The organism is Herbaspirillum sp. GW821-FHT09A12 (genome assembly GCF_059418325.1).
Window position 1 is genome coordinate 162,592 of sequence record NZ_JBWKPR010000003.1, and the last position, 23,184, is coordinate 185,775.

The following is a 23,184-nucleotide window of genomic DNA, read 5'->3' on the forward strand; positions in this document are numbered from 1 at the left end:
GAAGACGGCGCCAATGCGATGCCGGCGCCGTGACTGCAGGGGATAGTTAAGGCTGGTACGTCCAGGCGCCGTTGACGATCTTCACCATCACGGCCGCGCGCTGGTCCAGGCCCAAGTGGTCGGTTGGCGACATGTTGTACACACCGTGGACGCCGTTGACGTTCTTGGCGCCTTCCAGTGCATCGCGCAGGGCGGCGCGGAACTCCGGCGTACCCGGCTTGGCCGATTTCAGCGCCACCGGCACGGCTGCTTGCAGCAGCAGGCCGGCGTCCCAGGCATAGCCTCCGAACAAGGACACGGAATCCTTGCCATGCGCGCCTTCATACTTGGCGACATAATCCAGGGCGACCTTGCGGATGGGGTTGGTGGCCGGCAGCTGCGCTGCCACCAGGACCGGCCCGGCCGGCAGCAATGTGCCGTCGAGCAGCTTGCCGCCCACCCGCAGGAAATCGGCGTTGGCGACACCGTGCGTCTGATAGATCTGCCCCTGATAGCCGCGCTCTTTCAGCGCCCGCTGCGGCACCACCGATGGCGTGCCCGAACTGGCGATCAGGATTGCATCCGGCTTGGCCGACATCAGCTTCAGCGCTTGCGCCGTGGCCGACGTATCCGTCGGAGCGAAGCGCTCATTGGCGACGATTTCCACCTTCTTCAGGGCGGCGGCTTTGGAGAACTCGTTGAACCAGCCCTCGCCATAAGCGTTGGAGTAACCGATGAAACCGACCCGCTTATAACCGCGGGCCACCATGTCCTGGACAATGGCGAGCGACATCATGATGTCGTTCTGCGGGGTCTTGAAGACCCATTTCTTCTTGTCGTCCATCGGCTCGACGATACGCGATGACGCCGCCAGCGAAATCATCGGTGTCCTGGCCTCGGCGGCCACTTCGATCATGGACAGGGAATTGGGCGTGACGGTGGAGCCCATGATTAGGTCCACATTGTTTTCACTGATGAAGCGACGTGTGTTCTTGACCGCCTGGGTAGTGTCGGATGCATCGTCCAGGACGATGTAATTGACCTTCTGCCCGGCAATACTGGTGGGCAGCAGCGCGATGGTGTTCTTTTCCGGGATCCCCAGCGAGGCTGCCGGGCCGGTAGTGGACAAGGTAACGCCGACGTTGATGTCGGCATGTGCGGCGATTGCGTAGCCGGCCAACACCAATGCAGCCAGGTTGCGTGCGAACTTCATGAGTGGTCTCCTAGTTTGGTTTTTTGTCATCCTGCGAGCCGGCCTTGAGCCTTCTCCCACACTACTGAAATGACGCAACCTGCCAGGAGATCACGTCATTTCTTTTTCCTTCCCGCGTCACCCAGTCCAACGGCGCCTATCCCGCCGAACAGGAGATCGGACACGACTACCGCCATGCGCTCATGGGTCAGCTCCCCATCGGGCTTCAACCACATGAACATCCAGTTGATCATTCCGAACAACAGCATGGTGATCGGCTTGGCCATCTTGCTTTCTGCCAACTCCGGCCGCACACCGACCATGGCCTGCGCCATCGCTTCAACTACTTTTCGTTCGCCGGCCAGGATCCGCTTTTGATCTTTTGGCTCAAGGAAGCGCACGTCTTCGGTAAGTACGCGGTGCGCGTTCTGGGCATCCGCATACTCTTCGACAAAACGCTCAACCATCAGGCGCAAACGCGGTTCCGGCTCCAGATCCTGCTTGCCGACCTCCTCCACCAGCGCACACAGCCTCTCGATGTGCCCTTCGCAGATGTACATCAGCAGTTCGTACTTGTCCGACACGTAGTGATACAAGGCTGCCTTCGACAATCCGCAGGCCAGCGCCACTTCATTCATCGAGGTTCCGACGAAACCGTTGCGCGCGAACAAGGCAGCCGCCTGCTCAATGATCTGTTCACGCTGGTTGTCAAATCCTGCTGCACGCTTGCGTGGCATAGGCTTCTTCCTTTCAACATTTCCGAAACACATGATTGTGCCGCAAATCATGGCCTTTCCGCGACATCACCGTGCGTGCGGCGTTCTCTAGCCGCTACTCAGCCCGGCATCCCGGTTGTCGCTGTTTGCTGAAATGTTGAAGTGACCGTCGCAGCCATCTGTTGACGGCTGCCCACTGTGACCGGCGGTACAACACACAAAAAAAACTCAAAACATTATTGACCAACCGGTCGGTCGAATTTATTATTCCCTAAAACGCGGCATCAGGCAAATAATTTTTTCGGCATCCACGGACGCCAAAAAACATCCGCCCGATCGCCAAAAAGCAAGCCACTCAGCAGTCGGGCAGCGTCGCAATCAAGGAGACAAAAGTGCCGTGTTATTCGATAGAAGGCGTGATTCCCGTAGTCGATCCAAGCGCCTATGTACATCCGAGCGCCGTGCTGATCGGCGATGTCATCGTCGGGCCGGGCTGCTATGTCGGGCCGGCAGCCTGCTTGCGCGGGGACTTCGGCCGCATCGTCATGCAGCGGGGCGCCAACGTTCAGGACACTTGCGTGATCCACGGCTTTCCGGCGCACGACACGATCATTGAAGAAAACGGCCATATCGGCCACGGCGCGGTATTGCATAGCTGCATCGTCCGCCGCGATGCCTTGGTCGGCATGAATGCCGTCGTGATGGACGATGCTGAAGTCGGAGAACAGGCCATCGTTGCCGCCAGCGCATTTGTCCGCGCGGGGATGAAGATTGCGCCGCGCACGCTGGTGGCCGGCGTGCCGGCCAAAACAATACGCGAACTGAGCGATCAGGAGATCGCCTGGAAGCAGGAAGGTACGCGCACCTACCAGGATCTGGCCAAGCGATGCCTGGCCGGCATGCGGGAGGTCCTGCCGTTGGAAAAGATCGAAAAGAACCGGCCGGTGCTGGCGGCGCCCTCCGTTGAACCATTGATAACGGCCAAGCAGGCTTAGCGCAAAAACGGAATAAATCAGCAACATCCATCTGGAACGGGCCGGCGGCCAGGACCTTGTTCGCCCCTGCACCAGAGAGAACCCCTTTCATGGAGATGAAACCATGTATGCACAACTCGTAGAAACAGGCCTTTCCAGGATACAGAACCTGGAAGAAATGGCGCCGGAAGAACGCGCGTTCCAGCAGCGCATCGATGAGGGCATCAAGATCGAAGCCAAGGACTGGATGCCCGAGGCCTATCGCAAAACACTCATCCGCCAGATCTCCCAGCACGCCCATTCCGAGATCGTCGGCCAATTGCCCGAGGCCAACTGGGTCACCCGCGCACCGACGCTGGAGCGCAAGGCCATTCTTCTGGCCAAGATCCAGGACGAAGCGGGCCACGGCCTGTACCTGTACAGCGCCGCCGAAACCCTGGGCGTTTCCCGCGACCAGTTGCTCAACGACCTGCACTCGGGCAAGGCCAAGTACTCCAGTATCTTCAACTACCCCACCCTCTCCTGGGCCGACATGGGCGCCATCGGCTGGCTGGTGGATGGCTCGGCCATCATCAACCAGATCCCGCTGTGCCGCTGCTCCTATGGGCCATACGCGCGCGCCATGGTTCGCGTGTGCAAGGAAGAGTCGTTCCATGCGCGCCAGGGCTACGACATCATGATGGCGCTGTGCCGCGGCACTGCCGAACAGAAACAGATGGCGCAAGACGCGCTCAACCGCTGGTGGTGGCCGGCACTGATGATGTTCGGCCCTTCCGACGCGGCCTCCGTCAACAGCGCCCAGTCCGCCCAGTGGCGCATCAAGCTGTTCTCCAATGACGAATTGCGCCAGCGCATGGTCGACCAGACCGTGCCTCAGGCCGAGTACCTGGGGCTGACGATTCCCGATCCCGACCTGAAATGGAACGAGGCCAAAGGGAGCTACGACTTCGGCGCCATCGACTGGGAAGAATTCAACAACGTCCTGCGAGGCAACGGCCCCTGCAACCGCCAGCGGCTACAGGTACGCAAGCAAGCCTATGACGATGGCGAGTGGTTCCGCGACGGCCTGCAGGCGCACGCCAACAAGCACCAGGGCGCCCGCCAGGCCGCATGAGCCAACCGCATACATAAACCACGCCAGTGGCCGTCACCGCCGGCCCGCCAACAAGGAAAAAGCATGAGCAACGAATGGCCCCTCTGGGAAGTTTTCATCCGCAGCCAGCACGGCCTGGCCCATAAGCACGTCGGCAGCATCCATGCACCGGACGGCGAAATGGCCATCAACAACGCACGCGACGTCTACACCCGCCGCAACGAAGGCGTCGGCATCTGGGTGGTGCGCGCGGCCGATATCGTGTCCAGCAGCCCGGGCGACAAAGTGCCCCTGTTCGAACCGGCCAACAACAAGGTCTACCGGCATCCCACCTTCTTCCCCATGCCGGAAGAAGTGAAGAACCTTTGACGGGCGCATTGGAGAACCGACATGTCGGACAAAGCAAATTATGTACGCCGTTTGGGCGACAACGCCCTGATCCTCTCGCAACGCCTGTCCGAATGGTGCGGCAAGGGACCGGCGCTGGAAGAAGACATGGCCCTGACCAACGTCGCGCTGGACCTGATCGGCCAAGCCCGCATGTGGCTCAGCTATGCCGCGGAACTTGAAGGCAAGGGACGCACTGAAGACCAGCTTGCCTATCTGCGCGATGCGCATCAATTCAACAACCTGCTGCTGGTGGAGCAGCCCAATGGCAACTATGCGGACACCCTGGTGCGCCAGTTCTTCTTCGATGTCTGGCACTACTTCATGCTGGAAGCGCTGTGCTCGTCCAGCGATGCCCGCATCGCCGAGATCGCCCAGAAATCCATCAAGGAGGTGACCTACCACGTGCGCCGCACCGCGGACCTGGTGGTGCGCCTGGGAGACGGCAGCGACATGAGCCACAAGATGATGCAGCAGTCGATTGATCGCCTGTGGATGTACACCGGCGAAATGTTCGCCGCCGATGCGCTGGATGCCGCCATGTCCGGCCAGGGCATCGCCCCCGACCTGTCCGGGCTGCAAGGAAAATGGCTGCAGCACGTCGAAGAAGCCCTGGCCGAAGCGACGCTCCAGTCGCCGGCGGCCGGAGCATGGATGCAAAGCGGCGGCAAGCAGGGCAAGCACAGCGAGCATCTGGGCTACCTGCTGGCCGAGATGCAATTCCTGCAGCGCGCCTATCCGGGAGCGAGCTGGTGAACGTCCGCGCCCAACCATCGGCAGCGCTGCTGCAAGCCCAAATATGGCAGTGGCTTGAGCAGGTCCGCGACCCTGAAATCCCAGTGATTTCAGTGGTCGACCTCGGCATCGTTCGTCATGTCGAGGTGACGCAAGGAGAAGGCCTTCCCGATGGCCAGGCGCATTGCGCGATTGTGATCACCCCGACCTACTCCGGTTGCCCGGCCATGGGGGTCATCGCCAGCGAGATTGTGGCCGCCCTCAATGAACATGGCCTGCAACAGGTGGAGATCCGAACCCAGCTATCGCCGGCGTGGAGCACGGATTGGATGACCGAGGCCGGCAAACAGCAACTCAAAGGCTATGGCATCGCACCTCCCGCCCAGCGGGTCATCGATATCAGCGGCATCAGCCGCAAGCGCCTGCAGGCGCCCAACGTGGCGTGCCCGCACTGCGGCTCAAGCAACACGGTATGCGTGAGCCAGTTCGGTTCGACCTCATGCAAGTCGCTCTACCAATGCAAGGACTGCATGGAGCCATTTGACTATTTCAAGGCGCATTGACGGCGTTCCCTGAACGCCCTCCCCGAGAACATCAGAACAGATCGCAACGACACCATGAGCAAATTCTATCCACTGACCATCTCGCACGTTAAGCAAGAGACCCGCGACACCATCGTCGTCTCCTTTGCCGTCCCCGACGATCTCCAGGAGACCTTCCGGTACCAACAAGGGCAGCACCTGACATTGCGCTCCCAGATCGAAGGCGAAGACCTGCGCCGCTCCTACTCGATCTGCTCCGCCGTGCAGGACCGGCAACTGCGCGTGGCCATCAAGCGCACCCCGGGCGGCGTTTTCTCCACGTGGGCCAATGCGCACCTCAAGGCCGGCCAGAGCCTGCAGGTGATGCCGCCGATGGGCCAGTTCAACGTGCCGCTGGACAGCAAAAACCGCAGGCACTACCTGGCTTTTGCCGCCGGCAGCGGCATCACGCCCATGCTGTCGATCATCAAGACCACCCTTGCCGCCGAACCCCAAAGCCGCTTCACGCTGGTCTATGGCAACCGCGCCTCCTCTTCCATCCTGTTCAAGGAAGAGCTGACCGACCTGAAGGATGTGTACCTCGAACGCCTGAATGTGGTCTACGTCATGAGCCGGGAGCAGCAGGACATCGACTTGTTCAATGGCCGCATCACCCGCGAGAAATGCGACCAGTTCTTCGCCTCCTGGATCGACCTCAAAGACATCGACACCGCGTTCCTGTGCGGCCCCGAAGAGATGCTGCATGCCGTCTCGGATTCCCTCCAGGCGCACGGCATGCAAAAGCCCGACATCAAGATGGAGCTCTTTGCCGCCAGCGCCCCCAAGCACAAGGCAACGGCGCCGCGTCCTGTCGTCGGCAACCAGGAATGCGAAGTGACCGTCATCGTCGACGGCTACCACACGGTGTTCACGATGGAAAAAGAGAAGGAATCGCTGCTCGATGCCGGCCTCAAGCACGGTATCGACATGCGCTATTCCTGCAAGGGCGGCGTCTGCGCCACCTGCCGCTGCAAGGTCATCGAAGGCAAGGTCGACATGGATGCCAACTACTGCCTGGAGGATTACGAGATCGCGCGCGGCTTCGTTCTTAGCTGCCAGAGCTTTCCTGTCACCGACAAGTTATTGCTCGACTTCGACCAGGACACCTGATTGGCGCGACCTCGCTGCCCCGACATCATTCTTTGGAGACTTTCATGAGCATCGCTTTTTTTGAACGTCATCGCGCCACCCTTGAGCAAGCCGTACAGGCCCTGCAAAGCCGCGGCTACTGGAGCCAGTTTAGCGAGTCTCCCAGCCCGCGCGTCTATGGCGAAACCGCCGCAGACCAAGGGAAAGCAGCCTATCAAGCCAGGTTGAACCGGCCATTCGCACTGGCCCAGGCCGCAAGCGAAGGCCTGGCCGGTAGCGAGACCTCCCCGTACGGCTTTCACCTCGGCATCCGCTATCCCAAACCCGAAATCGGGCAATTGCTGCCGGCGGTGTCGGCGGCGGCGGCCAGTTGGCGCCGCGCCGGCCCCAAGGCATGGGCTGGCGTCAGCCTCGAGATCGTGGCCCGCCTCAATGCCCGCAGTTTCGAGATCGCCCACGCCGTCATGCACACCACCGGCCAGGCTTTCATGATGGCCTTTCAAGCCGGCGGCCCGCATGCCCAGGACCGTGCCTTGGAAGCGATCGGCTGCGCCTGGCAGCAAATGAGCCTGGTTCCCGCCACTGCCGGGTGGGAAAAGCCCCAGGGCAAGCATGCCCCGCTGCGGATGCGCAAGTCTTACCGCATCGTCCCGCGCGGCATCGGCCTGGTGATCGGGTGCTGCACGTTCCCGACGTGGAACAGCTATCCAGGCCTGTTTGCCAACCTGGCAACGGGCAACGCCGTGATCGTGAAACCGCACCCCGGAGCGATCCTGCCGTTGGCCATCACCGTTGAAGTGGCGCGGGAAGTGCTCGCCGAAGCGGGGTTCGACCCGGACATCGTTACCCTGTTCGCACACGACCACGATGATGCCGCCGCCCGCGAACTCGCCCTGCGGCCGGAAATCGCCCTGATCGACTTCACCGGCAGCAGCGCAAATGGCAACTGGCTGGAACGCAACGCCCTCCAGGCGAAGGTCTACACCGAAAAATCCGGCGTGAACCAGATCGTCATCGACAGCACCGACGACCTGCAAGGCATGGCGAACAACATCGCCTTTTCGCTTTGCCTGTACTCGGGCCAGATGTGCACCACGCCCCAGAACATCTACATCCCCAAGGACGGCATCCGCACGCCGGAAGGCCATGCCAGCGTTGAAACCGTGACCGCGGCGATTACCGGCGCCATCGCCAGGCTCACCGGCGATGCCGCCAAGGCAGTCGACGTGCTCGGCGCCATCCAGAATGATGGCGTGCGCCAGAGGATCGAGGCCGCGCGCACTCGCGGCAAGGTCTTGCTGGACAGCATCGGCCTGCAGCATCCACAGTTTGCCCAAGCATGCATTCGCACCCCGCTGGTCGTGCAGGTTGAGGCCAACGCGGCCGTCACGGAAGAATTTTTTGGTCCCATCAGCTTCGTTATTCCGGTCGACGACACCAAGGCGGCCGTGGCGCTGGCCGAACGCACCGCGCAACAGCACGGCGCCCTGACACTCTCCGGCTACAGCATCGATCCCCTGGTCAAAGAGGCTTTGGCTGATGCCGCGGCCAATGCCGGCGTGGCCTTGTCGCTGAACCTGACCGGCGGCGTCTTCGTCAACCAGTCGGCCGCTTTCAGCGACTACCACGGCACCGGCGCCAATCCTGCCGCCAACGCTGCCTTGGCCGATGCCGCCTTCGTCGCCGAGCGCTTCCGCGTCGTACAGACGCGCGAGCCCGTTAGCGCCCCCGCCGCCCACTAATCCACCATCACCCCATCATGGCTTACCAATCCATCCTCTTTGAACATAGTGGCGGCATGGCCGTCATCACCCTGAATCGGCCCGACAAGCTGAACAGCTTCACGGTGGCGATGCACCTGGAGTTGCGCGATGCCATCGGCAAGCTGCAGGCCGACCCGAGCGTGCGAGTCCTGCTGCTGACGGGCGCCGGGCGCGGCTTTTGCGCCGGGCAAGACCTGTCCGACCGCGCCGTCAAGCCCGGCGAGACGGCGGTCGACCTGGGCGAATCCATCGACAAGTACTACGGCCCGCTGGTGAAATCCCTGCGCGCCCTGCCCTTCCCCGTGATCTGTGCCGTCAATGGCGTGGCCGCCGGCGCCGGCGCCAATATCCCGCTGGCCTGCGACATCGTCCTCGCCGCCCGCTCGGCCAGCTTCGTGGAAGTCTTTTGCAAGCTGGGCCTGCTTCCGGATACCGGCGGCACCTACTTCCTGCCGCGCCTGGTCGGCACGGCACGCGCCATGGGCATGGCGCTGCTGGGCGACAAGATCACGGCCGAGCAGGCCGAACTGTGGGGGCTGATCTGGAAGTGCGTCGACGATGACAAACTGCAGGAACAGGCCCGCGCGATGGCCCAGCACTTCGCCAAGGCGCCGACCAAAGGACTGGCGCATACCAAGGCGGCCATCTACCAAAGCCCGGCCCATACGCTCGCTCAGCAACTCGACCTGGAACGCGACAGCATGCGCGCCCTGGGCCTTAGCCGCGACTACCGCGAAGGCGTATCGGCCTTCCTGGAAAAACGCGCCCCTGCCTTCACTGGAGAATGACCATGTCCCAATCCGGCAAAGACAGCGCATTGCCGAAGTCCGGCATCATTGCCGTCATCGGCAGCGGCACCATGGGCGCCGGTATTGCGCAAGTTGCGGCGGCGGCCGGACATACCGTCAAGCTGTTCGACAACCGTCCTGCCACAGTGGACAAGGCGATTGCCGATATCCGCGCCATGTTCGACAAGCTGGCCGGCAAGGGCCGCATGACAGCCGAGGAAGCAAGCGCGGCCGGAAAGCGGCTGCAAGCCGCAAGCAAACTGGAGGAGCTTGCCGACGCCTCGCTGGTCATCGAAGCCATTGTCGAGAACCTGGATACCAAGCGCCAGCTCTTCTCGTCGCTGGAAGCCATCGTCGGCGATGCCTGCATTCTTGCCAGCAACACCTCGTCGATCTCGATCACCAGTATTGGCGCCGCATTGCGCGCGCCGCAGCGCCTGGTTGGCATGCACTTCTTCAATCCGGTCCCGCTGATGGCACTGGTCGAAATCATCAGCGGCCTGGCCAGCGATGCGCAAGTCGCGCAACAGGTATATGACACCGCGCTCGGCTGGGGAAAAATCCCGGTGCACACCAAGTCCACGCCGGGTTTCATCGTCAACCGCGTTGCGCGCCCGTATTACGCCGAAGGCCTGCGCATCCTCAATGAACAGGCCGCACAACCCGCTACCATCGACGCCGTGCTGCGCGAAAGCGGCGGCTTCAAGATGGGGCCGTTCGAGCTCATGGACCTGATTGGCCACGACGTCAACTTTGCCGTGACGCAATCGGTTTTCCAGGCGTACTTCACCGATCCGCGCTTTACCCCTTCGCTGATCCAGCAGGAACTGGTCAACGCCGGCTTCCTTGGCCGCAAGAGCGGCCGCGGTTTCTATCGTTACGATGGCAGCCAGCCCATGCCCGATCCGGCAACGGAGCCGCTGTACGACCGTCCCGACGAGACCGTGCAATTGTTTGGCGAGCATCCGCTTTGCATGCGCCTCAAAGAGCGCCTTGCCGGCGCCCGTATCGAGCACAACCCGGCCCGGCCGGACGGCCTGCTGCTCAAGGCCGGCCCGGCCCGCATCTACCAGACGGATGGCCGTACCGCTACCCAGCGGGCCGAAGACCTCAATCTTGCCGACCTCATCGTTGTCGACCTGGCATTGGATTATGCAAGCGCCACACGCCTGGCCGTCGCGCGCGCCGATCAATGCAGCGATGGCGCATACCGCACCGGGGTGGGCCTGCTGCAGGCTGCCGGCTATGCCGTCTCCCGGCTGGATGACGTCCCCGGGCTGGCGGTCATGCGCACGGTGGCCATGCTGGCCAATGAAGCGGCGGACACCGTGAATCAAGGCGTCTGCACGATCGCCGATGCCGATATGGCGATGCAAAAGGGCGTCAACTACCCGCGCGGCCCCCTGGCATGGGCCGATCACATCGGCATCGGAACAGTCGCCAACGTATTGCGGCAACTGTCCCTGACCTACGGCGAAGACCGCTATCGCGTCTCGCCGCTCATTCAACGCTACCAAGCAAGCGGAAGGATCTTCCATGGCTGACATCGCAATTGCCGAGGCAATGACACCCGAACAAGCACAGGCGCTCGCCGAGGCTACCGCCAAGGCGATGTATGCGCGCGACAACGCCACGCAATCCCTGGGGATGAAGATCCTGGAGGTCCGCCCCGGTTATGCGCGGCTGTCGATGCTCGTGCGCAACGACATGCTCAATGGCCATGCCAGCTGCCATGGCGGCTTCATCTTCTCCCTGGCCGACAGCGCATTCGCTTTCTCTTGCAACAGCCGCAACCTGAACACGGTGGCGGCCGGCTGCAGCATCGATTACGTGGCGCCGGCATTCGTCAACGACGTGCTCACGGCGGAAGCGGTGGAGCAAGCTCTTGCCGGGCGTACCGGGGTGTATGACATCACCGTCACCAACCAGGACGGGAAGAAGATCGCGTTCTTCCGCGGCAAGTCCTACCGAATCAAGGGCGAAGTGATTGCCGGACTGCACGCATCGGCCACATAAGCTCGCAATAACTCGCTATTCTGAAACAAAAAGCAGTAGAAAAATCCCTCTGGAGACCACCATGCCCACCCAAAAACCTCAAGCAGGCGACCTTGAGCCCATCGAAACGGCCAGCACGGACGAACTGCAGGCCCTTCAACTGCAGCGCCTGAAATGGACCTTGAAGCACGCCTATGACAATGTGCCGCACTACCGCGCCGCCTTCGACGCGGCGGGCGTGCATCCGGACGACCTGAAAACCCTGGCCGACCTGTCCAAGTTCCCGTTCACCTGCAAACAGGATCTGCGCGACAACTATCCGTTCGGCATGTTCGCCGTACCGCGCGAGCAAGTCGTGCGCGTGCACGCCTCCAGCGGCACCACCGGCAAGCCGACCGTCGTCGGCTACACGCAAAAAGACATCGACACCTGGGCCACGGTCGTGGCCCGTTCGATCCGTGCCGCCGGCGGCCGCCGCGGGGACATCGTCCATATCTCGTATGGTTACGGCCTGTTCACCGGCGGCCTGGGCGCCCACTATGGCGCCGAAAAACTCGGCTGCACGGTCATCCCCATGTCGGGTGGCCAGACCGAGAAACAGGTGCAACTGATCCAGGACTTCAAGCCGAGCATCATCATGGTGACGCCTTCGTACATGCTCAATGTGATCGAGGAGTTCCAGCGCCAGGGGCTGGATCCGGCCGCCAGCTCGCTGCGCGTGGGGATTTTCGGCGCGGAACCGTGGACGGACGCCATGCGCCAGGAGATCCAGGCGCGCGCCGGCATCGATGCGGTGGACATCTACGGCCTGTCGGAAGTCATGGGCCCCGGTGTGGCCAGCGAATGCATCGAAAGCAAGGATGGCCCGGTGATCTGGGAAGACCATTTTTATCCGGAAATCATCGATCCGGATACCGGCGAAGTGCTGCCCGACGGCTCCGAAGGGGAACTGGTCTTTACCTCCCTCTCAAAGGAAGCGTTGCCGATCATCCGCTACCGCACCCGCGACCTGACGCGCCTGCTGCCACCGACGTCGCGCTCGATGCGCCGCATCGGCAAGATCACCGGTCGTTCGGACGACATGCTCATCATCCGCGGCGTGAACGTTTTCCCGACGCAGATCGAAGAGCTGATCCTGAAGATGCCCCAGCTGGCGCCCCAGTATCAACTGCTGGTCGACCGCAACGGCCATCTCGATACCCTGTCCGTGGTCGCCGAACTCCGTCCCGGCCTCGCGCTGCCGCCCGACCAGGTTGAATCCCTGCAGAAAGATCTGCAGCATTGCATCAAGACCTATGTGGGCATCTCCACCAAGGTCAACGTGGTCGAGGCGGGGAAAATCGAACGCACTGCCGTCGGCAAGGCCAGGCGTGTTATCGACCACCGCCCCAAGATCACCCAGCCGGTACCTGTCGCCGCGGCATAAGGCCTCCTCTACTGCATCAGCGGCTCGCCCTTGCGGCGGGCCGACCTATTAAAGGACTCACATGGACGCATTCATTTGCGACGCAATTCGCACCCCCTTCGGCCGCTTCGGCGGTGCGCTCGCCGGTGTACGGGCAGATGATCTCGCAGCAGCCCCTATCCGCGCCTTGATCCAGCGCAATTCCGGCGTCGATTGGACGCAGCTGGACGATATCATCTACGGCTGCGCCAACCAGGCCGGCGAGGACAACCGCAACGTCGGCCGCATGGCCGCCCTGCTGGCCGGCCTGCCGATCGAAGTGCCGGGCACGACCCTGAACCGCCTGTGCGGCTCCGGCCTTGATGCGGTTGGACTTGCAGCGCGTACGATCAAGGCAGGAGAAGCGCAGCTGATGATCGCCGGCGGCGTCGAGAGCATGACGCGCGCCCCCTTCGTCATGGGCAAGGCCGACAGCGCCTTCTCGCGCAGCGCCGCCATCTACGACACCACCATTGGCTGGCGCTTCATCAATCCCTTGATGAAGGCGCAGTATGGCGTCGATTCGATGCCCGAGACGGCCGAAAACGTAGCGACCGACTTCAACGTCAACCGCGCCGACCAGGATGCTTTCGCAGTACGCAGCCAGCAGCGCTGGGCCGCGGCGCAAGAAGCGGGTTTCTTCCAGCGCGAGATCGCGCCGGTCTCCATTCCCCAGAAAAAGGGCGATCCGAAGGTGGTCAGCGTTGACGAGCATCCGCGTCCAGACACCACGGTCGAGTCCCTCGCCAAACTCAAGGGCGTCGTTCGGCCGGACGGCACGGTTACGGCCGGCAACGCCTCGGGAGTCAACGACGGCGCATGCGCCTTGCTTCTGGCCTCGGCCTCCGCGCTTGACAAGTACCGGCTCAAGCCCCGCGCCCGCGTCCTCGGCATGGCTACCGTCGGCGTGCCGCCGCGCATCATGGGTTTCGGGCCGGCGCCGGCCACGCGCAAGGTGCTGCAACAAACAGGCCTCACCCTGGACCAGATGGATGTGATCGAGCTCAACGAAGCGTTCGCTGCGCAAGGCCTGGCGGTCACCCGAGACCTGGGCCTGGCCGACGACGCCGCCCACGTGAACCCCAACGGCGGCGCCATTGCAATCGGCCATCCGCTGGGCGCCTCGGGCGCACGCCTGGTCACCACCGCGCTGAACCAACTGGAACGCATCGGCGGCCGCTATGCGCTGTGCACCATGTGCATCGGCGTCGGCCAAGGCATCGCGCTGGTCATCGAGCGCGTTTGATCGTCGCAAGCCATCATGAACCAAGAGCATAACTTCCAGGACATCCTGATCGAACGGCACGGCGGTTCCGTGCTGCATATCTCGCTGAACCGTCCCGACGTGCGCAACGCCCTGCGCAACAATACCTTGCTGGAAATCACCAGGGTGCTGGGCGACGCCGAGAAGGATGACGCGATCCGTGCAGTCGTCATCAGCGGCAACGGGAAAGCCTTCGCCGCCGGCGCCGATATCAACGAGATGGCCCAACTCGGCGCCATCGATACCCAACTGGATGTCAGGCCGCAGTACTGGCGCGCCATCGCCGGTTTTTCCAAACCATTGCTGGCCGCCGTCAATGGCTATGCATTGGGAGCCGGCTGCGAGATGCTGATGCATGCGGATATCGTCATTGCCGGCCGCAGCGCCAAAATCGGCCAGCCCGAGATCAACCTGGGAACGATTCCGGGCGCCGGCGGAACCCAGCGCCTCATCCGCACGGTAGGAAAACCGCTGGCCATGAAAATGGTCCTGAGCGGGGAATTGATCAGTGCGGATGAAGCGCTGGCTGCAGGACTCATTGCGGAAGTCACGGAGGACGAAGCCACCGTAGCGCGCACTCTTGCGTTGGCCGATACGATTGCGGCCAAATCTCCGCTGGCCTTGCGACTGGCGAAAGAGTCCATGCTCAAGTCCTACGAGCTGGGCCTTGACGCCGGGCTTCAGTTCGAACGCAAATCGTTCTCCCTCCTGGCTGCCAGCGATGACCGCAGGGAAGGAATCGAGGCTTTCAAAGCCAAGCGTTCGGCGGTATTTACCGGCCGCTAGGTCTAGTAAATCCCTTCACAATTATTCGTCTCCTCCAATTTCCCAAATTGGACTTAAGCCCTCCCATCGACGATGCGGGGGCTTTTTCTTTTCCATGCGCCCGGCCAGCGCAGCAAAGATCGCTGCGCCACGTCAATGTTTACCCTTGGGCCGCGTCCGACTCCGCAGCCCATGCCTCCCAGACCGACAACCGCTGTGCATAGGCCTGCTTCGCAGAAGGCAGGCAGGCCTTTCCGAGGAAGAGCCGCAATGGCGGCTCCTGTGCATCGACAACAGCCAGGATCGCGGCCGATGTGGCGCAAGGCTGGCCCAATACCCGACCCGCACTAAGCGCCTTGATCTTCTGGCGCAGTTCGTCGTAGACACTCATCGGCACGGTAGTGGCGGCCGATGCTCCGCGCCAGTCGGTGTCGTAGCCGCCGGGCTCGATCAGTGTCACGCGGATACCGAAGGCGCTCGCCTCCGAAGCGAGGGTTTCCATGAGCCCTTCGACGGCCCATTTGGTTGCGTTGTAGATACCGGCGGTAGGAAAGGTGATCACTCCCGCAATGCTGGAGGTCACCAGCAGGTGTCCTCCGCCTTGCTCCCTCAGGTGCGGCAATGCAGCCTGCGCCACCCACAGCGTTCCGAACAGATTGGTCTCGAACTGTGCACGCGCCTGTGCTTCGGTGCTTTCCTCGATCGTGCCGAACAGCGCGTAGCCGGCATTGCTGATGACCACGTCAAGCCGGCCAAAGTGCGCCTTGGACGCATCCACTGCCGCGAACACCGCAGCACGATCGGTGACATCGAGCGCCAGCGGCTGCACCGCGTCGCCATATTGTTCGACCAGCGGCTGCAGCACCTCCAGAGACCTCGCCGTTGCCACAACCCTGTCGCCGCGCTCCAGCGCTGCCTGCGCCCATGCGCGACCGAAACCTCGGGAAGCGCCCGTGATGAACCAAACCTTGGATGTCATGATTTTCTTTCCTTCCGTATTCATGTTCGATGTCAGTACAGCTCGTGCTTGACCGCCACGTCGTACCTGGCGTCCAGCGCCGACGCGGAGACGTCGTTGAGACCGGCCAGCGCGACCAGCACCGTGCCGACGCTGGGCAGGCTTGCGCGATCCACATGCGATGCCGGATTCCACAGCCGCGCACGGTTGACGGCCTTTCCGCAATGGAAAAGCGCTTCCTCAACCCTCACCACGATGGCGGCTTTGGGCCGCTTATCTCCTTCCGCCAGTTCCACCAGCAGTTCGGAGGCCGTAGAGAGTCGAGCGCGGCCGTTGATGCGCATGAATACCTCCAGTCCCGGGAACAGGAAGAGCATGGCAACCCTGTCGTCGTTCTGCAGGTTGCGAAAGGATTCGATGCGGTTGTTGCCGGGCCAGTCCGCAAAGACGAGCGTGGTCTCGTCCAGCATGCGTACGAAGCCTGCCGGTCCGCCGCGCGGAGAAGCGTCCAGGCCTACATCCTGGCGCCCGGTAGCCAGGCAGAAGAAAGTCGCGATCTCCAGATAGGCGCGATGGTATTCGGTGAGGTGGCTGGTCACCGCTTTGAGGATCATGGGCGACGGAGCCGCATACAGCGCGTCGAGATCGACATATTCCTGCTGAGCCACATGCGCGAGGAGATCCGCCGCACCTTCGGGAGGAACACTGGGGTATCGCATGGTCATTTTCTCCTTGATGAAAGGCCATGTTAGGTCTACGCTGATGGCGCAGCTATGCTATTTATGTCAATCGATACCTCATTTACGCCATGCTTTCCCCCTCCCCGCCCGGGCCCATAGATCCGAAGGACGACGACGCTGGCCCTTTGCTCGTCGTCGTTTCGCAATGCATCGAAGGACACACCTTTGTCGATCCGCACAGCCACGGCCGCGGGCAACTGCTTGGTGTCTGGGGAGGCCTGATGACGCTGGGTACCGCCGCCGGAAAATGGCTGGTGCCGAATGTGCACGCGGTCTGGATTCCGCCCGGGCAGTTGCATTGGGCGAACACGCATGGCCAGGTCGACGGTTGGAGCGTGTATGTACGCACGAGCGCTTGCGAGGGCCTGCCGCAGCAGCCGACCACGCTGCGCCTCTCGGCCCTGTTGCGCGAAGCCTTGCGCCGACTCGAATCCCTGCAGGAAGCCTCCGCGGACACCATGCGCGATCTGCTCGAACAAGTTGTGGTGCAGGAAGTCCGATCGCTGCCTGCGGAGGCACTCAACCTGCCGATGCCAACCAGCGCGCCGCTGGTGAAGATCGCGCAAGGATTACTGAAAGAGCCGGCATTGGAGCATTCGCTGGATGACTGGGCGGCGCTGGTAAATGTCTCCCCGCGCACGCTGAATCGGCGCTTTCCGATGGAGACCGGCTACAGCCTGGGCGCCTGGCGGCAGCGGGCGCGCCTGCTGCGTGCCCTCGAACTGCTGGCCGAGGGATACTCCGTCACCGCCACCGCGCTTGAACTTGGCTACAGCAATATCAGTGCATTCATCGCATTGTTCAAGCGCAGCTTCGGCGTCACGCCTACCCAGTATTTGCGAGGAAATTAACTGTTGATTTCATTGCCTCTTCTTCGTTTCCGCCGCGGGGAGATTGCGGAAATCCGGCTTTCCGCAAAAAGCATAGCCAGGAGAAACACTCCTCCGACGCCAAATCAGCGGATGCCGAAACGGCGGTCCAGCGACCACGCGCCGCCGCCGCGCGCCACCAGCAACAACAGCAGGCCGGCCCATGACAGGTGCGTGGGCCATGCGTCCGGATAGACGAAGATCTCGATCACGGCCGTCATCCCGAGCAGCGCCAGCGCGGCGCCGCGCGTGAACAGCCCCAGCACCAGCAGCAGCGGGAACAGGTGTTCGGCATAGGTGGCCAGGTGGGCGGCAATGTCGGGCGGGACCAGCGGCAGGCGATATTCCTCCTGGAACAGCACGTAAGTGCCGTCCTTGATCGTCAGGAAACCGCTGACCTTGGTGCGGCCGGACAGGAAGAAGATCGCGGCCATCGCCACGCGCGCCACCAGCGCCAGCAGCGAAGCGCCGATCAGGCGTTCGGCCATGCCTGCGCCGCGCGACCAGAGGGAATTCCGGCAATGGTCCGTCTCGCCGGTACGGGTCAAGGTAGTGTTGTTCATGTCGCTCTCCATCAATGAAAAGAAGTGAAGGCGCCGGCCTGCACCAGCTCGCCCAGCATGGCGGCCACATCCAGGCCGGGCTCGGCTTCCAGCGCCAATCCTGCCGCTGCGGCCACGCCCATGCCGGCCCGGCAGGCATCCAGGAAACGGCAGGCGCCAAGGCCGATCGGCTGCCACTGCACCTGGCCTTCCGGCCGGGTCAGCAGCGCGCCCTCGCCGCGCCATCCGAGTTCGGATGGCAGTTCGACACCAGGCCTGCGGTTGGCATCCCAGATCGAATAGCCCGGATACGCCGGCTCCCAGCGCCAGCGCGTCGCTGCCTGCGGCGCCAGTTGCACATCGCGCCCGGACGCCAGCACCGCATACAAGCCGGCGGTATCGAGCGGCGCATCGTCCGCCGCCAGGTGCGACTCGCTCCAGTAGCGGTCGAGCCTCGCCACGCCCGGCAAGTAAGGCAGTTCGCGTGCAGCATCGACACTGTCGAGAAAATCCGGGAAGCCGTCGCCATAGGCAATCAGGCAGGCGTCGTCGGGCATGTGCCGGCGCGCATAGGCCAGCGCCGCGCCCTGGAACCACGGCTCGCCGACCAGCCGCCGCACCGCCGGGTAATTGGCCGACAAGGCATCGACGCAGCCCTTGAAAATCGTGTTGCGATACACCGCGAAGGCAGGCTGCGCCAACAGCGAAGCCACCAGCGGATGGCCGCTTTCGCCATGCCATACGGCATGCAGGAATTGGCTGAAGTAATCATGATTGCTCACGATGCGCACTCCTCCCGCAGCTGCCGGCTGGCGGCGAGAATTACTTGCGCGGTATCGCGCTCGGCCAGCAGTTCATCGAAAGCCGGCACGTTGCCGTCGCGTTCGATCAGCGTCGGCTTCGGACCGATGCGCGCCACCAGGAAGCGATACAACGTCCACACGGATGGCGCTACCGCGGCGTCGTGCGAATCGACCAGCAGGCCGGGCAGGTTGCGGTCGCTGCTGTGGCCGGCGAGGTGGATTTCCTCGATGGCATCAGCCGGCAGTTGCGCCAGGTAAGCCACCGCATCGATGCCCAGGTTGGCCGCGCTGACGTGCACGTTGTTGACGTCGACCAGCAGGCCGCAGCCGGTGCGGCGCACCAGCTCGCCCAGGAACTCGGGCTCGCTCCATTCGTGGCAATCCATGTGCAAATAGTGGGACGGATTTTCCAGCGCGATGCGGCGCTTGAGCGCGTCCTGCGTGCGCGCGATGTTGGCCGCCAGGCGCGCCAGCGTTGCGCCGGTACGCGGCACCGGCAGGAGATCGGGGAAATAGCGGCCATCGGCGCGCGACCAGGCCAGATGCTCGGACACCAGCACCGGCTCGATGCGGGCGACCAGTCTGGCCAGCCGCCGCAGGTGAGCGGCGTCCGGCGCATCCGGCCCTGCGAGCGAAAGCGACACCCCGTGCAGCGCGATGGGATGGCGGCCGCGCACGGCGTCCAGCCAGGCCAGCCTCGGGCCGCCATCCATCATGTAGTTCTCCGGATGGACCTCGAACCATAAGCCAGGCGCCGCGCAGGACAGCGCCGCATCGAAATGCTGGGGCTTGAGGCCGAGTCCGGCGCCTGCCGGCGCGGAGGTCGCTTCCATTTTCCCGGCTCCGGCTCAGGACGACTTCAACGAACCCATGCCGTGCGGGGTCTTGATCGAGGTGCAGGTGCCGGCGGGCACATTCTTCCAGGCGTTGCCCTGGTAATCCATCTTGGCGGTACCGGCGCAGGTGGTGCCGGCGCCGGCCTTGCAATCGTTCTGGCCGGCCATCGAGACGCCATAGCACTTTTCGACGGCAGGCTTGGCGGCGGGCGGCTGGCTTTGCGCCATGGCGACGCCGGAGGCCAGGGTGGCGAGAGTGAAGGCGGCGGTGGCGAGGGTACGGGTATGCATGGTGTGACTCCTTATGGGGTTGAAAGTGAATACGACCGGCGGCGCCATCATTGCCGCGCCGTGACTGCCGATCTGTACGTTATTTCGCCGCCCCATGCGCCGCGGTTACAGCGAACGGCGGAAATTCCGGAAAAATATTTTTTGCGCGCGCTGTAACCGAACCGGCCCGGCCAACGAATAGGTAGGAAAGCGGCGCCCGGTGCGCCGATGGCGAAAAGGAAAAGCGGAAAAGGAAAAGCGGATGAAGACGATGGAGTTGGTCAACATGCTGGCCGCCGGTACCGGTGACAGCAACCGCCTGCCCGGCGGCACCGGAACCCGCATGGCGGCGGCGCTTGCGGCAGGATTGGGCGGCTCCGCGCTATTGCTGGCCATCATCTACGGCGTGCGCCGCGACATGCCGGAACTGCTGTTGCAGCCGCTGTTCTGGCTCAAGGTATCGTTCCCGCTGGCGATATTGCTGGCGGCGCAGGCGGCGGCCACGCGACTGGCCCGTCCCGGCATGCGCATCGGCATCGGCCCGGCCGCCGCCCTGGTGCTGCCGCCGGCAGTGCTATGGCTGGCTGGCGCCGGCTGGCTGGCGCTGGCGCCGAACTCGCAACGCCTGGCATTGCTGCTGGGCTCGACCTGGGAAGTCTGCTCGCTCAACATCGCCCTGCTGTCGCTGCCGACGCTGGCCGCCATGTTCTGGTTCATGCGCGGCCTGGCCCCGACCCGGCTCGCGGCCGCCGGCGCCGTCGCCGGCCTGGTGGCTGGCGCCCAGGGCGTGCTAGTCTATTCGCTCTACTGCGTGGAAATGGCGCCGCCGTTCTGGGGCCTCTGGTACGTATTGGGGATGCTGGCGCCGACACTGCTGGGCGCATGGCTCGGCCCCATCCTCCTGCGTTGGTGAACCTGCGGCATGCCTATGACAAAAAGCCAACCGTTCTTTGCCCATGAATTGCCCTCCTTCGAGGACAATGCGGCCGGCCGCGCCATGAAACCGCTGGCCGGCAAGGAGCCTGCCTATCCGGCCGAGGAGCGCCTCAGGACCTTGCTCCTGGCCGGGCTCGAGGGCGACGCGGGCGCCTACCGCGACTTCCTGTCCGAGTTGAGCGGCCGCCTGCGCGCCTTCCTGCGCAAACGGCTGCAACACATGCAGGACGAAGTCGAGGACATTGTCCAGGAAACCCTGCTGGCGGTGCACAACGCGCGCCACACCTACCGCGCGGACCAGCCGCTCACGGCCTGGGTGTACGCCATCGCGCGCTACAAGCTGATGGATTTCCTGCGCGCGCGCTCGCGCCGCGAAGCCTTCAACGATCCGCTGGACGACGAGCATGAGCTGTTCGCCGCCTGCGACGAAGAGCCCGCGCAAGCGCGGCGCGATGTCGGCTCGCTCCTGGAGCTGTTGCCCGACAAGCAGCGCTTGCCGATCGTACACGTCAAGCTGGAAGGCTTGTCGGTAGCGGAAACCGCACAATTGACCGGCATGACGGAGTCGGCGGTCAAGGTGGGAATCCACCGCGGCCTCAAAGCACTGGCGGCAAAAATTCGAGAGAAATTGTGAATCATGAAAACCGATGACCTGATATCGATGATGGCCGCCGGCGTGGCGCCGATAGACCGTGGCTTGCCAATGCGCCGCATGGCGCAGGCGCTGGCCCTGGGCATGGCGGGCTCCGTGACGTTGATGCTCCTGCTGTTCGGCCTGCGCCCGGATTTGACAGCAATGCTGTCGGTACCGCTGTTCTGGATCAAGCTGGCCTTCCCCACCGCGCTGGCGGCAAGTTCGTTGCTGGTGCTGCGCCGGCTGCTGCGCCCCGGCCTGCGGGTGGGCTTGCGCTGGAGCGGCATCGCCGCACCGAGCGCTGCGATCTGGGTTGCCGGCGCACTGGCGCTGCTGTCTTCCCCGGCGGCCGAACGTATTGCGCTGCTGATGGGATCCACCTGGCGCACCTGCCCTTTCAACATCGCGCTGCTGTCGCTGCCGCTGTTCGCCGCCATCGTCTGGGCGGTGCGCGCCATGGCGCCGACGCGGCTGCGCTTGGCCGGCGTCATCGCCGGACTTCTGGCCGGCGCCACTGCCGCCATGGTGTACTGCCTGCATTGTCCGGAAATGGGCGTGCCGTTCTGGGGGCTGTGGTATTTCCTCGGCATGTTGATCCCTGCAATGACGGGCTTTTTATTGGGGCCGCGCCTGCTGCGCTGGTAAATCCCTTTGGCGACCGTCGTTCCAGGATCGCAACAAGGTCATGCTTCATCCGAACCGGCGATGCTCCCGGCGCTGGTTAAAAAACGGCCTGCACCTTGGCGGCGGCAGGCCGTAGACATGACCTCAGGCCATCACTTGACGATGTCGCGATTGAAGCGCTCGGTCCAGGCGGCGATGTTCTTGTTGACGAACTCTTCGCTGGGAATGAACGTATCTTCCGGCTTGGGCAGCATCGGCGCCAGATAGTCGGACGCCTTGGCATTCTTGTTGACCGGGCTCATGTTGAGGTTGCGCGCCAGCGTTTCATTTTCTGCGCGGTCCAGCAGGAAATTGATGTACTGGGCGGCCAGGTCTTCCTTGCCGGAGCGCACGATGGTGGCCACGTCGAAATTCATGATGGCTGGCTTGGGGCTCACCACCGACACCGGGCGGCCGGCATCGGCCATGCGCTTGGCCTGCGACGGCGGACCGACCAGCACCGATACCTCACCTTGCGCCAGCGCCTGGCGGGCCTGGGTATCGGTACCGTAGAACATCACGACGTTGGGCTTGAGCTTGCCCAGCATCTCGAAGCCCTTATCGGCATCGGTGGCGCTGCCGCCCGCGCTCATCGCGGCAATCATCAAGGCGCGGCCCTGATAGATCCCCATCGCCGGCACCGCAAGCTTGCCGGCGAAGCGTGGCTGCCACAGATCCGACCACGCCTTGATCGGCTCTTGCACCAGGTCACTGCGGTAGATGATGGACACCGGATAACCATAGATGCCGACGTACTTGTCGGTTGCCGTTCCCTTGGCCAGCTCGCCCAGGTTACTCATTTTGGCTGCCGGCAGCGGCGCGAACAACGCATCGTCGGTGACGGCGCGCTCGGCCACGGAAGCGGTGGTGAACCAGACGTCGATCGTCGGTTTGGCTTTCATGGTCTGCAACTTGACCAGGCCTTCACCGGAACTGCCCTGGGTGACCAGATTGACCTTGATACCGGTCTTCTTGGTGAAATCGGCGCTGGACTGCTGCAATGAAGTTTGCCAGGTGGAACCCCACATCATCACGTTGATGGACTTTTCCTGCGCCTGGCCGGGCACGGAAATGACGAGACCAAGGGTAGCGGCCGCGAAGGCGGAACGAAGCAAGCGAGCGGTTGAATTTGTCATGGCGGTGGAGGTGGCAGATGGTGGTGGCCGGT

At 63.2% G+C, this 23,184-nt stretch carries 26 protein-coding genes; 17 read left to right on the top strand and 9 right to left on the bottom strand.

What is annotated here, in order from left to right; all coding sequences use genetic code 11:
* Nucleotides 1-46 precede the first annotated feature (46 nt).
* On the bottom strand, nt 47-1,192 hold the full coding sequence (locus AC07N6_RS10900) for an ABC transporter substrate-binding protein (protein ID WP_494781857.1): 1,146 nt from the start codon (nt 1,190-1,192) through the stop codon (nt 47-49).
* 95 nt (nt 1,193-1,287) lie between these two features.
* Entirely contained in the window at nt 1,288-1,908 is a 621-nt protein-coding gene (locus tag AC07N6_RS10905) for a TetR/AcrR family transcriptional regulator (protein ID WP_494781858.1), read from the bottom strand.
* 371 nt (nt 1,909-2,279) lie between these two features.
* On the opposite strand from AC07N6_RS10905, the gene AC07N6_RS10910 reads away from it, so the two are divergent.
* The 13 genes from AC07N6_RS10910 to AC07N6_RS10970 all read left to right on the top strand — a co-directional run bounded on the left by AC07N6_RS10910 (nt 2,280) and on the right by AC07N6_RS10970 (nt 14,786).
* Entirely contained in the window at nt 2,280-2,882 is a 603-nt protein-coding gene (locus tag AC07N6_RS10910; protein ID WP_494781859.1) for a phenylacetic acid degradation protein PaaY, read from the top strand.
* 103 nt (nt 2,883-2,985) lie between these two features.
* Nucleotides 2,986-3,975 (top strand): 1,2-phenylacetyl-CoA epoxidase subunit PaaA, encoded by a 990-nt coding sequence (paaA, locus tag AC07N6_RS10915; RefSeq protein WP_494781860.1) that lies wholly within the window; start codon nt 2,986-2,988, stop codon nt 3,973-3,975.
* Between the two features lie 63 nt (nt 3,976-4,038).
* Complete coding sequence (gene paaB, locus AC07N6_RS10920; RefSeq protein WP_050468012.1) at nt 4,039-4,323, top strand: 1,2-phenylacetyl-CoA epoxidase subunit PaaB; 285 nt, start codon at nt 4,039-4,041, stop codon at nt 4,321-4,323.
* A gap of 21 nt (nt 4,324-4,344) precedes the next feature.
* Nucleotides 4,345-5,097, top strand: a complete 753-nt coding sequence (gene paaC / locus AC07N6_RS10925) for a 1,2-phenylacetyl-CoA epoxidase subunit PaaC (RefSeq protein ID WP_494781861.1) — start codon at nt 4,345-4,347, stop codon at nt 5,095-5,097.
* A complete protein-coding gene (gene paaD / locus AC07N6_RS10930) occupies nt 5,094-5,639 on the top strand; it encodes a 1,2-phenylacetyl-CoA epoxidase subunit PaaD (RefSeq protein ID WP_494781862.1) in 546 nt (181 codons plus the stop codon). The genes paaC and paaD overlap by 4 nt, the downstream gene beginning before the upstream one ends.
* A gap of 54 nt (nt 5,640-5,693) precedes the next feature.
* Nucleotides 5,694-6,767 (top strand): 1,2-phenylacetyl-CoA epoxidase subunit PaaE, encoded by a 1,074-nt coding sequence (gene paaE, locus AC07N6_RS10935; RefSeq protein ID WP_494781863.1) that lies wholly within the window; start codon nt 5,694-5,696, stop codon nt 6,765-6,767.
* Between the two features lie 44 nt (nt 6,768-6,811).
* On the top strand, nt 6,812-8,488 hold the full coding sequence (gene paaN / locus AC07N6_RS10940; protein ID WP_494781864.1) for a phenylacetic acid degradation protein PaaN: 1,677 nt from the start codon (nt 6,812-6,814) through the stop codon (nt 8,486-8,488).
* Between the two features lie 17 nt (nt 8,489-8,505).
* Nucleotides 8,506-9,297, top strand: coding sequence for a 2-(1,2-epoxy-1,2-dihydrophenyl)acetyl-CoA isomerase PaaG (gene paaG, locus AC07N6_RS10945; protein WP_494781865.1), 792 nt, complete (start codon nt 8,506-8,508; stop codon nt 9,295-9,297).
* Nucleotides 9,298-9,299: 2 nt separating this feature from the next.
* Entirely contained in the window at nt 9,300-10,841 is a 1,542-nt protein-coding gene (gene paaH / locus AC07N6_RS10950; protein ID WP_494781866.1) for a 3-hydroxyacyl-CoA dehydrogenase PaaH, read from the top strand.
* Complete coding sequence (paaI, locus tag AC07N6_RS10955; RefSeq protein ID WP_494781867.1) at nt 10,834-11,313, top strand: hydroxyphenylacetyl-CoA thioesterase PaaI; 480 nt, start codon at nt 10,834-10,836, stop codon at nt 11,311-11,313. The genes paaH and paaI overlap by 8 nt, the downstream gene beginning before the upstream one ends.
* Before the next feature lie 61 nt (nt 11,314-11,374).
* On the top strand, nt 11,375-12,718 hold the full coding sequence (paaK, locus tag AC07N6_RS10960) for a phenylacetate--CoA ligase PaaK (RefSeq protein ID WP_494781869.1): 1,344 nt from the start codon (nt 11,375-11,377) through the stop codon (nt 12,716-12,718).
* A 61-nt stretch (nt 12,719-12,779) separates the two neighbouring features.
* Complete coding sequence (gene pcaF, locus AC07N6_RS10965; RefSeq protein WP_494781870.1) at nt 12,780-13,982, top strand: 3-oxoadipyl-CoA thiolase; 1,203 nt, start codon at nt 12,780-12,782, stop codon at nt 13,980-13,982.
* A 15-nt stretch (nt 13,983-13,997) separates the two neighbouring features.
* Entirely contained in the window at nt 13,998-14,786 is a 789-nt protein-coding gene (locus AC07N6_RS10970) for an enoyl-CoA hydratase-related protein (protein ID WP_494781871.1), read from the top strand.
* Between the two features lie 139 nt (nt 14,787-14,925).
* On the opposite strand, the gene AC07N6_RS10975 is transcribed toward AC07N6_RS10970, so the two are convergent.
* Both AC07N6_RS10975 and AC07N6_RS10980 read right to left on the bottom strand, forming a co-directional pair.
* Nucleotides 14,926-15,744, bottom strand: a complete 819-nt coding sequence (locus AC07N6_RS10975) for an SDR family NAD(P)-dependent oxidoreductase (RefSeq protein WP_494781872.1) — start codon at nt 15,742-15,744, stop codon at nt 14,926-14,928.
* A 32-nt stretch (nt 15,745-15,776) separates the two neighbouring features.
* On the bottom strand, nt 15,777-16,448 hold the full coding sequence (locus tag AC07N6_RS10980) for an MSMEG_1061 family FMN-dependent PPOX-type flavoprotein (protein ID WP_494781873.1): 672 nt from the start codon (nt 16,446-16,448) through the stop codon (nt 15,777-15,779).
* Nucleotides 16,449-16,588: 140 nt separating this feature from the next.
* On the opposite strand from AC07N6_RS10980, the gene AC07N6_RS10985 reads away from it, so the two are divergent.
* Nucleotides 16,589-17,314: an AraC family transcriptional regulator gene (locus AC07N6_RS10985; protein ID WP_494781874.1), complete on the top strand. Its 726-nt coding sequence runs from the start codon at nt 16,589-16,591 to the stop codon at nt 17,312-17,314.
* A 104-nt stretch (nt 17,315-17,418) separates the two neighbouring features.
* On the opposite strand, the gene AC07N6_RS10990 is transcribed toward AC07N6_RS10985, so the two are convergent.
* The 4 genes from AC07N6_RS10990 to AC07N6_RS11005 form a co-directional block, all read right to left on the bottom strand.
* Nucleotides 17,419-17,820, bottom strand: coding sequence for a DoxX family protein (locus AC07N6_RS10990; RefSeq protein ID WP_494781983.1), 402 nt, complete (start codon nt 17,818-17,820; stop codon nt 17,419-17,421).
* Between the two features lie 86 nt (nt 17,821-17,906).
* Complete coding sequence (locus AC07N6_RS10995) at nt 17,907-18,656, bottom strand: HvfC/BufC N-terminal domain-containing protein (protein WP_494781875.1); 750 nt, start codon at nt 18,654-18,656, stop codon at nt 17,907-17,909.
* A complete protein-coding gene (gene bufB, locus AC07N6_RS11000) occupies nt 18,653-19,510 on the bottom strand; it encodes an MNIO family bufferin maturase (protein ID WP_494781876.1) in 858 nt (285 codons plus the stop codon). Before bufB ends, AC07N6_RS10995 begins: the two co-directional genes overlap by 4 nt.
* A 15-nt stretch (nt 19,511-19,525) precedes the next feature.
* On the bottom strand, nt 19,526-19,804 hold the full coding sequence (locus AC07N6_RS11005) for a BufA1 family periplasmic bufferin-type metallophore (RefSeq protein ID WP_494781877.1): 279 nt from the start codon (nt 19,802-19,804) through the stop codon (nt 19,526-19,528).
* A 250-nt stretch (nt 19,805-20,054) separates the two neighbouring features.
* Here AC07N6_RS11005 and AC07N6_RS11010 point away from each other — a divergent pair, with 250 nt between their 5' ends.
* From AC07N6_RS11010 to AC07N6_RS11020, 3 genes are all read left to right on the top strand, one after another.
* A complete protein-coding gene (locus tag AC07N6_RS11010; protein WP_494781984.1) occupies nt 20,055-20,696 on the top strand; it encodes a DUF1109 domain-containing protein in 642 nt (213 codons plus the stop codon).
* An 84-nt stretch (nt 20,697-20,780) separates the two neighbouring features.
* On the top strand, nt 20,781-21,353 hold the full coding sequence (locus AC07N6_RS11015; protein WP_494781985.1) for a sigma-70 family RNA polymerase sigma factor: 573 nt from the start codon (nt 20,781-20,783) through the stop codon (nt 21,351-21,353).
* Nucleotides 21,354-21,356: 3 nt separating this feature from the next.
* Nucleotides 21,357-21,998, top strand: coding sequence for a DUF1109 domain-containing protein (locus tag AC07N6_RS11020; RefSeq protein WP_494781878.1), 642 nt, complete (start codon nt 21,357-21,359; stop codon nt 21,996-21,998).
* Nucleotides 21,999-22,129: 131 nt separating this feature from the next.
* Here the strand turns inward: AC07N6_RS11020 and AC07N6_RS11025 are convergent, their stop codons facing one another.
* Entirely contained in the window at nt 22,130-23,152 is a 1,023-nt protein-coding gene (locus tag AC07N6_RS11025) for an ABC transporter substrate-binding protein (protein ID WP_494786255.1), read from the bottom strand.
* Between the last annotated feature and the right edge of the window lie 32 nt (nt 23,153-23,184).

Coding starts and splice junctions, on each gene's coding strand:
- AC07N6_RS10900 (WP_494781857.1), bottom strand. CDS start 1,192: ATGAAGTTCGCACGCAACCTGGCTGCATTGGTGTTGGCCGGCTACGCA.
- AC07N6_RS10905 (WP_494781858.1), bottom strand. CDS start 1,908: ATGCCACGCAAGCGTGCAGCAGGATTTGACAACCAGCGTGAACAGATC.
- paaA (WP_494781860.1), top strand. CDS start 2,986: ATGTATGCACAACTCGTAGAAACAGGCCTTTCCAGGATACAGAACCTG.
- paaB (WP_050468012.1), top strand. CDS start 4,039: ATGAGCAACGAATGGCCCCTCTGGGAAGTTTTCATCCGCAGCCAGCAC.
- paaC (WP_494781861.1), top strand. CDS start 4,345: ATGTCGGACAAAGCAAATTATGTACGCCGTTTGGGCGACAACGCCCTG.
- paaE (WP_494781863.1), top strand. CDS start 5,694: ATGAGCAAATTCTATCCACTGACCATCTCGCACGTTAAGCAAGAGACC.
- paaN (WP_494781864.1), top strand. CDS start 6,812: ATGAGCATCGCTTTTTTTGAACGTCATCGCGCCACCCTTGAGCAAGCC.
- paaG (WP_494781865.1), top strand. CDS start 8,506: ATGGCTTACCAATCCATCCTCTTTGAACATAGTGGCGGCATGGCCGTC.
- paaH (WP_494781866.1), top strand. CDS start 9,300: ATGTCCCAATCCGGCAAAGACAGCGCATTGCCGAAGTCCGGCATCATT.
- paaI (WP_494781867.1), top strand. CDS start 10,834: ATGGCTGACATCGCAATTGCCGAGGCAATGACACCCGAACAAGCACAG.
- paaK (WP_494781869.1), top strand. CDS start 11,375: ATGCCCACCCAAAAACCTCAAGCAGGCGACCTTGAGCCCATCGAAACG.
- pcaF (WP_494781870.1), top strand. CDS start 12,780: ATGGACGCATTCATTTGCGACGCAATTCGCACCCCCTTCGGCCGCTTC.
- AC07N6_RS10970 (WP_494781871.1), top strand. CDS start 13,998: ATGAACCAAGAGCATAACTTCCAGGACATCCTGATCGAACGGCACGGC.
- AC07N6_RS10975 (WP_494781872.1), bottom strand. CDS start 15,744: ATGACATCCAAGGTTTGGTTCATCACGGGCGCTTCCCGAGGTTTCGGT.
- AC07N6_RS10980 (WP_494781873.1), bottom strand. CDS start 16,448: ATGACCATGCGATACCCCAGTGTTCCTCCCGAAGGTGCGGCGGATCTC.
- AC07N6_RS10990 (WP_494781983.1), bottom strand. CDS start 17,820: ATGGCCGAACGCCTGATCGGCGCTTCGCTGCTGGCGCTGGTGGCGCGC.
- bufB (WP_494781876.1), bottom strand. CDS start 19,510: ATGGAAGCGACCTCCGCGCCGGCAGGCGCCGGACTCGGCCTCAAGCCC.
- AC07N6_RS11005 (WP_494781877.1), bottom strand. CDS start 19,804: ATGCATACCCGTACCCTCGCCACCGCCGCCTTCACTCTCGCCACCCTG.
- AC07N6_RS11010 (WP_494781984.1), top strand. CDS start 20,055: ATGGAGTTGGTCAACATGCTGGCCGCCGGTACCGGTGACAGCAACCGC.
- AC07N6_RS11015 (WP_494781985.1), top strand. CDS start 20,781: ATGAAACCGCTGGCCGGCAAGGAGCCTGCCTATCCGGCCGAGGAGCGC.
- AC07N6_RS11020 (WP_494781878.1), top strand. CDS start 21,357: ATGAAAACCGATGACCTGATATCGATGATGGCCGCCGGCGTGGCGCCG.
- AC07N6_RS11025 (WP_494786255.1), bottom strand. CDS start 23,152: ATGACAAATTCAACCGCTCGCTTGCTTCGTTCCGCCTTCGCGGCCGCT.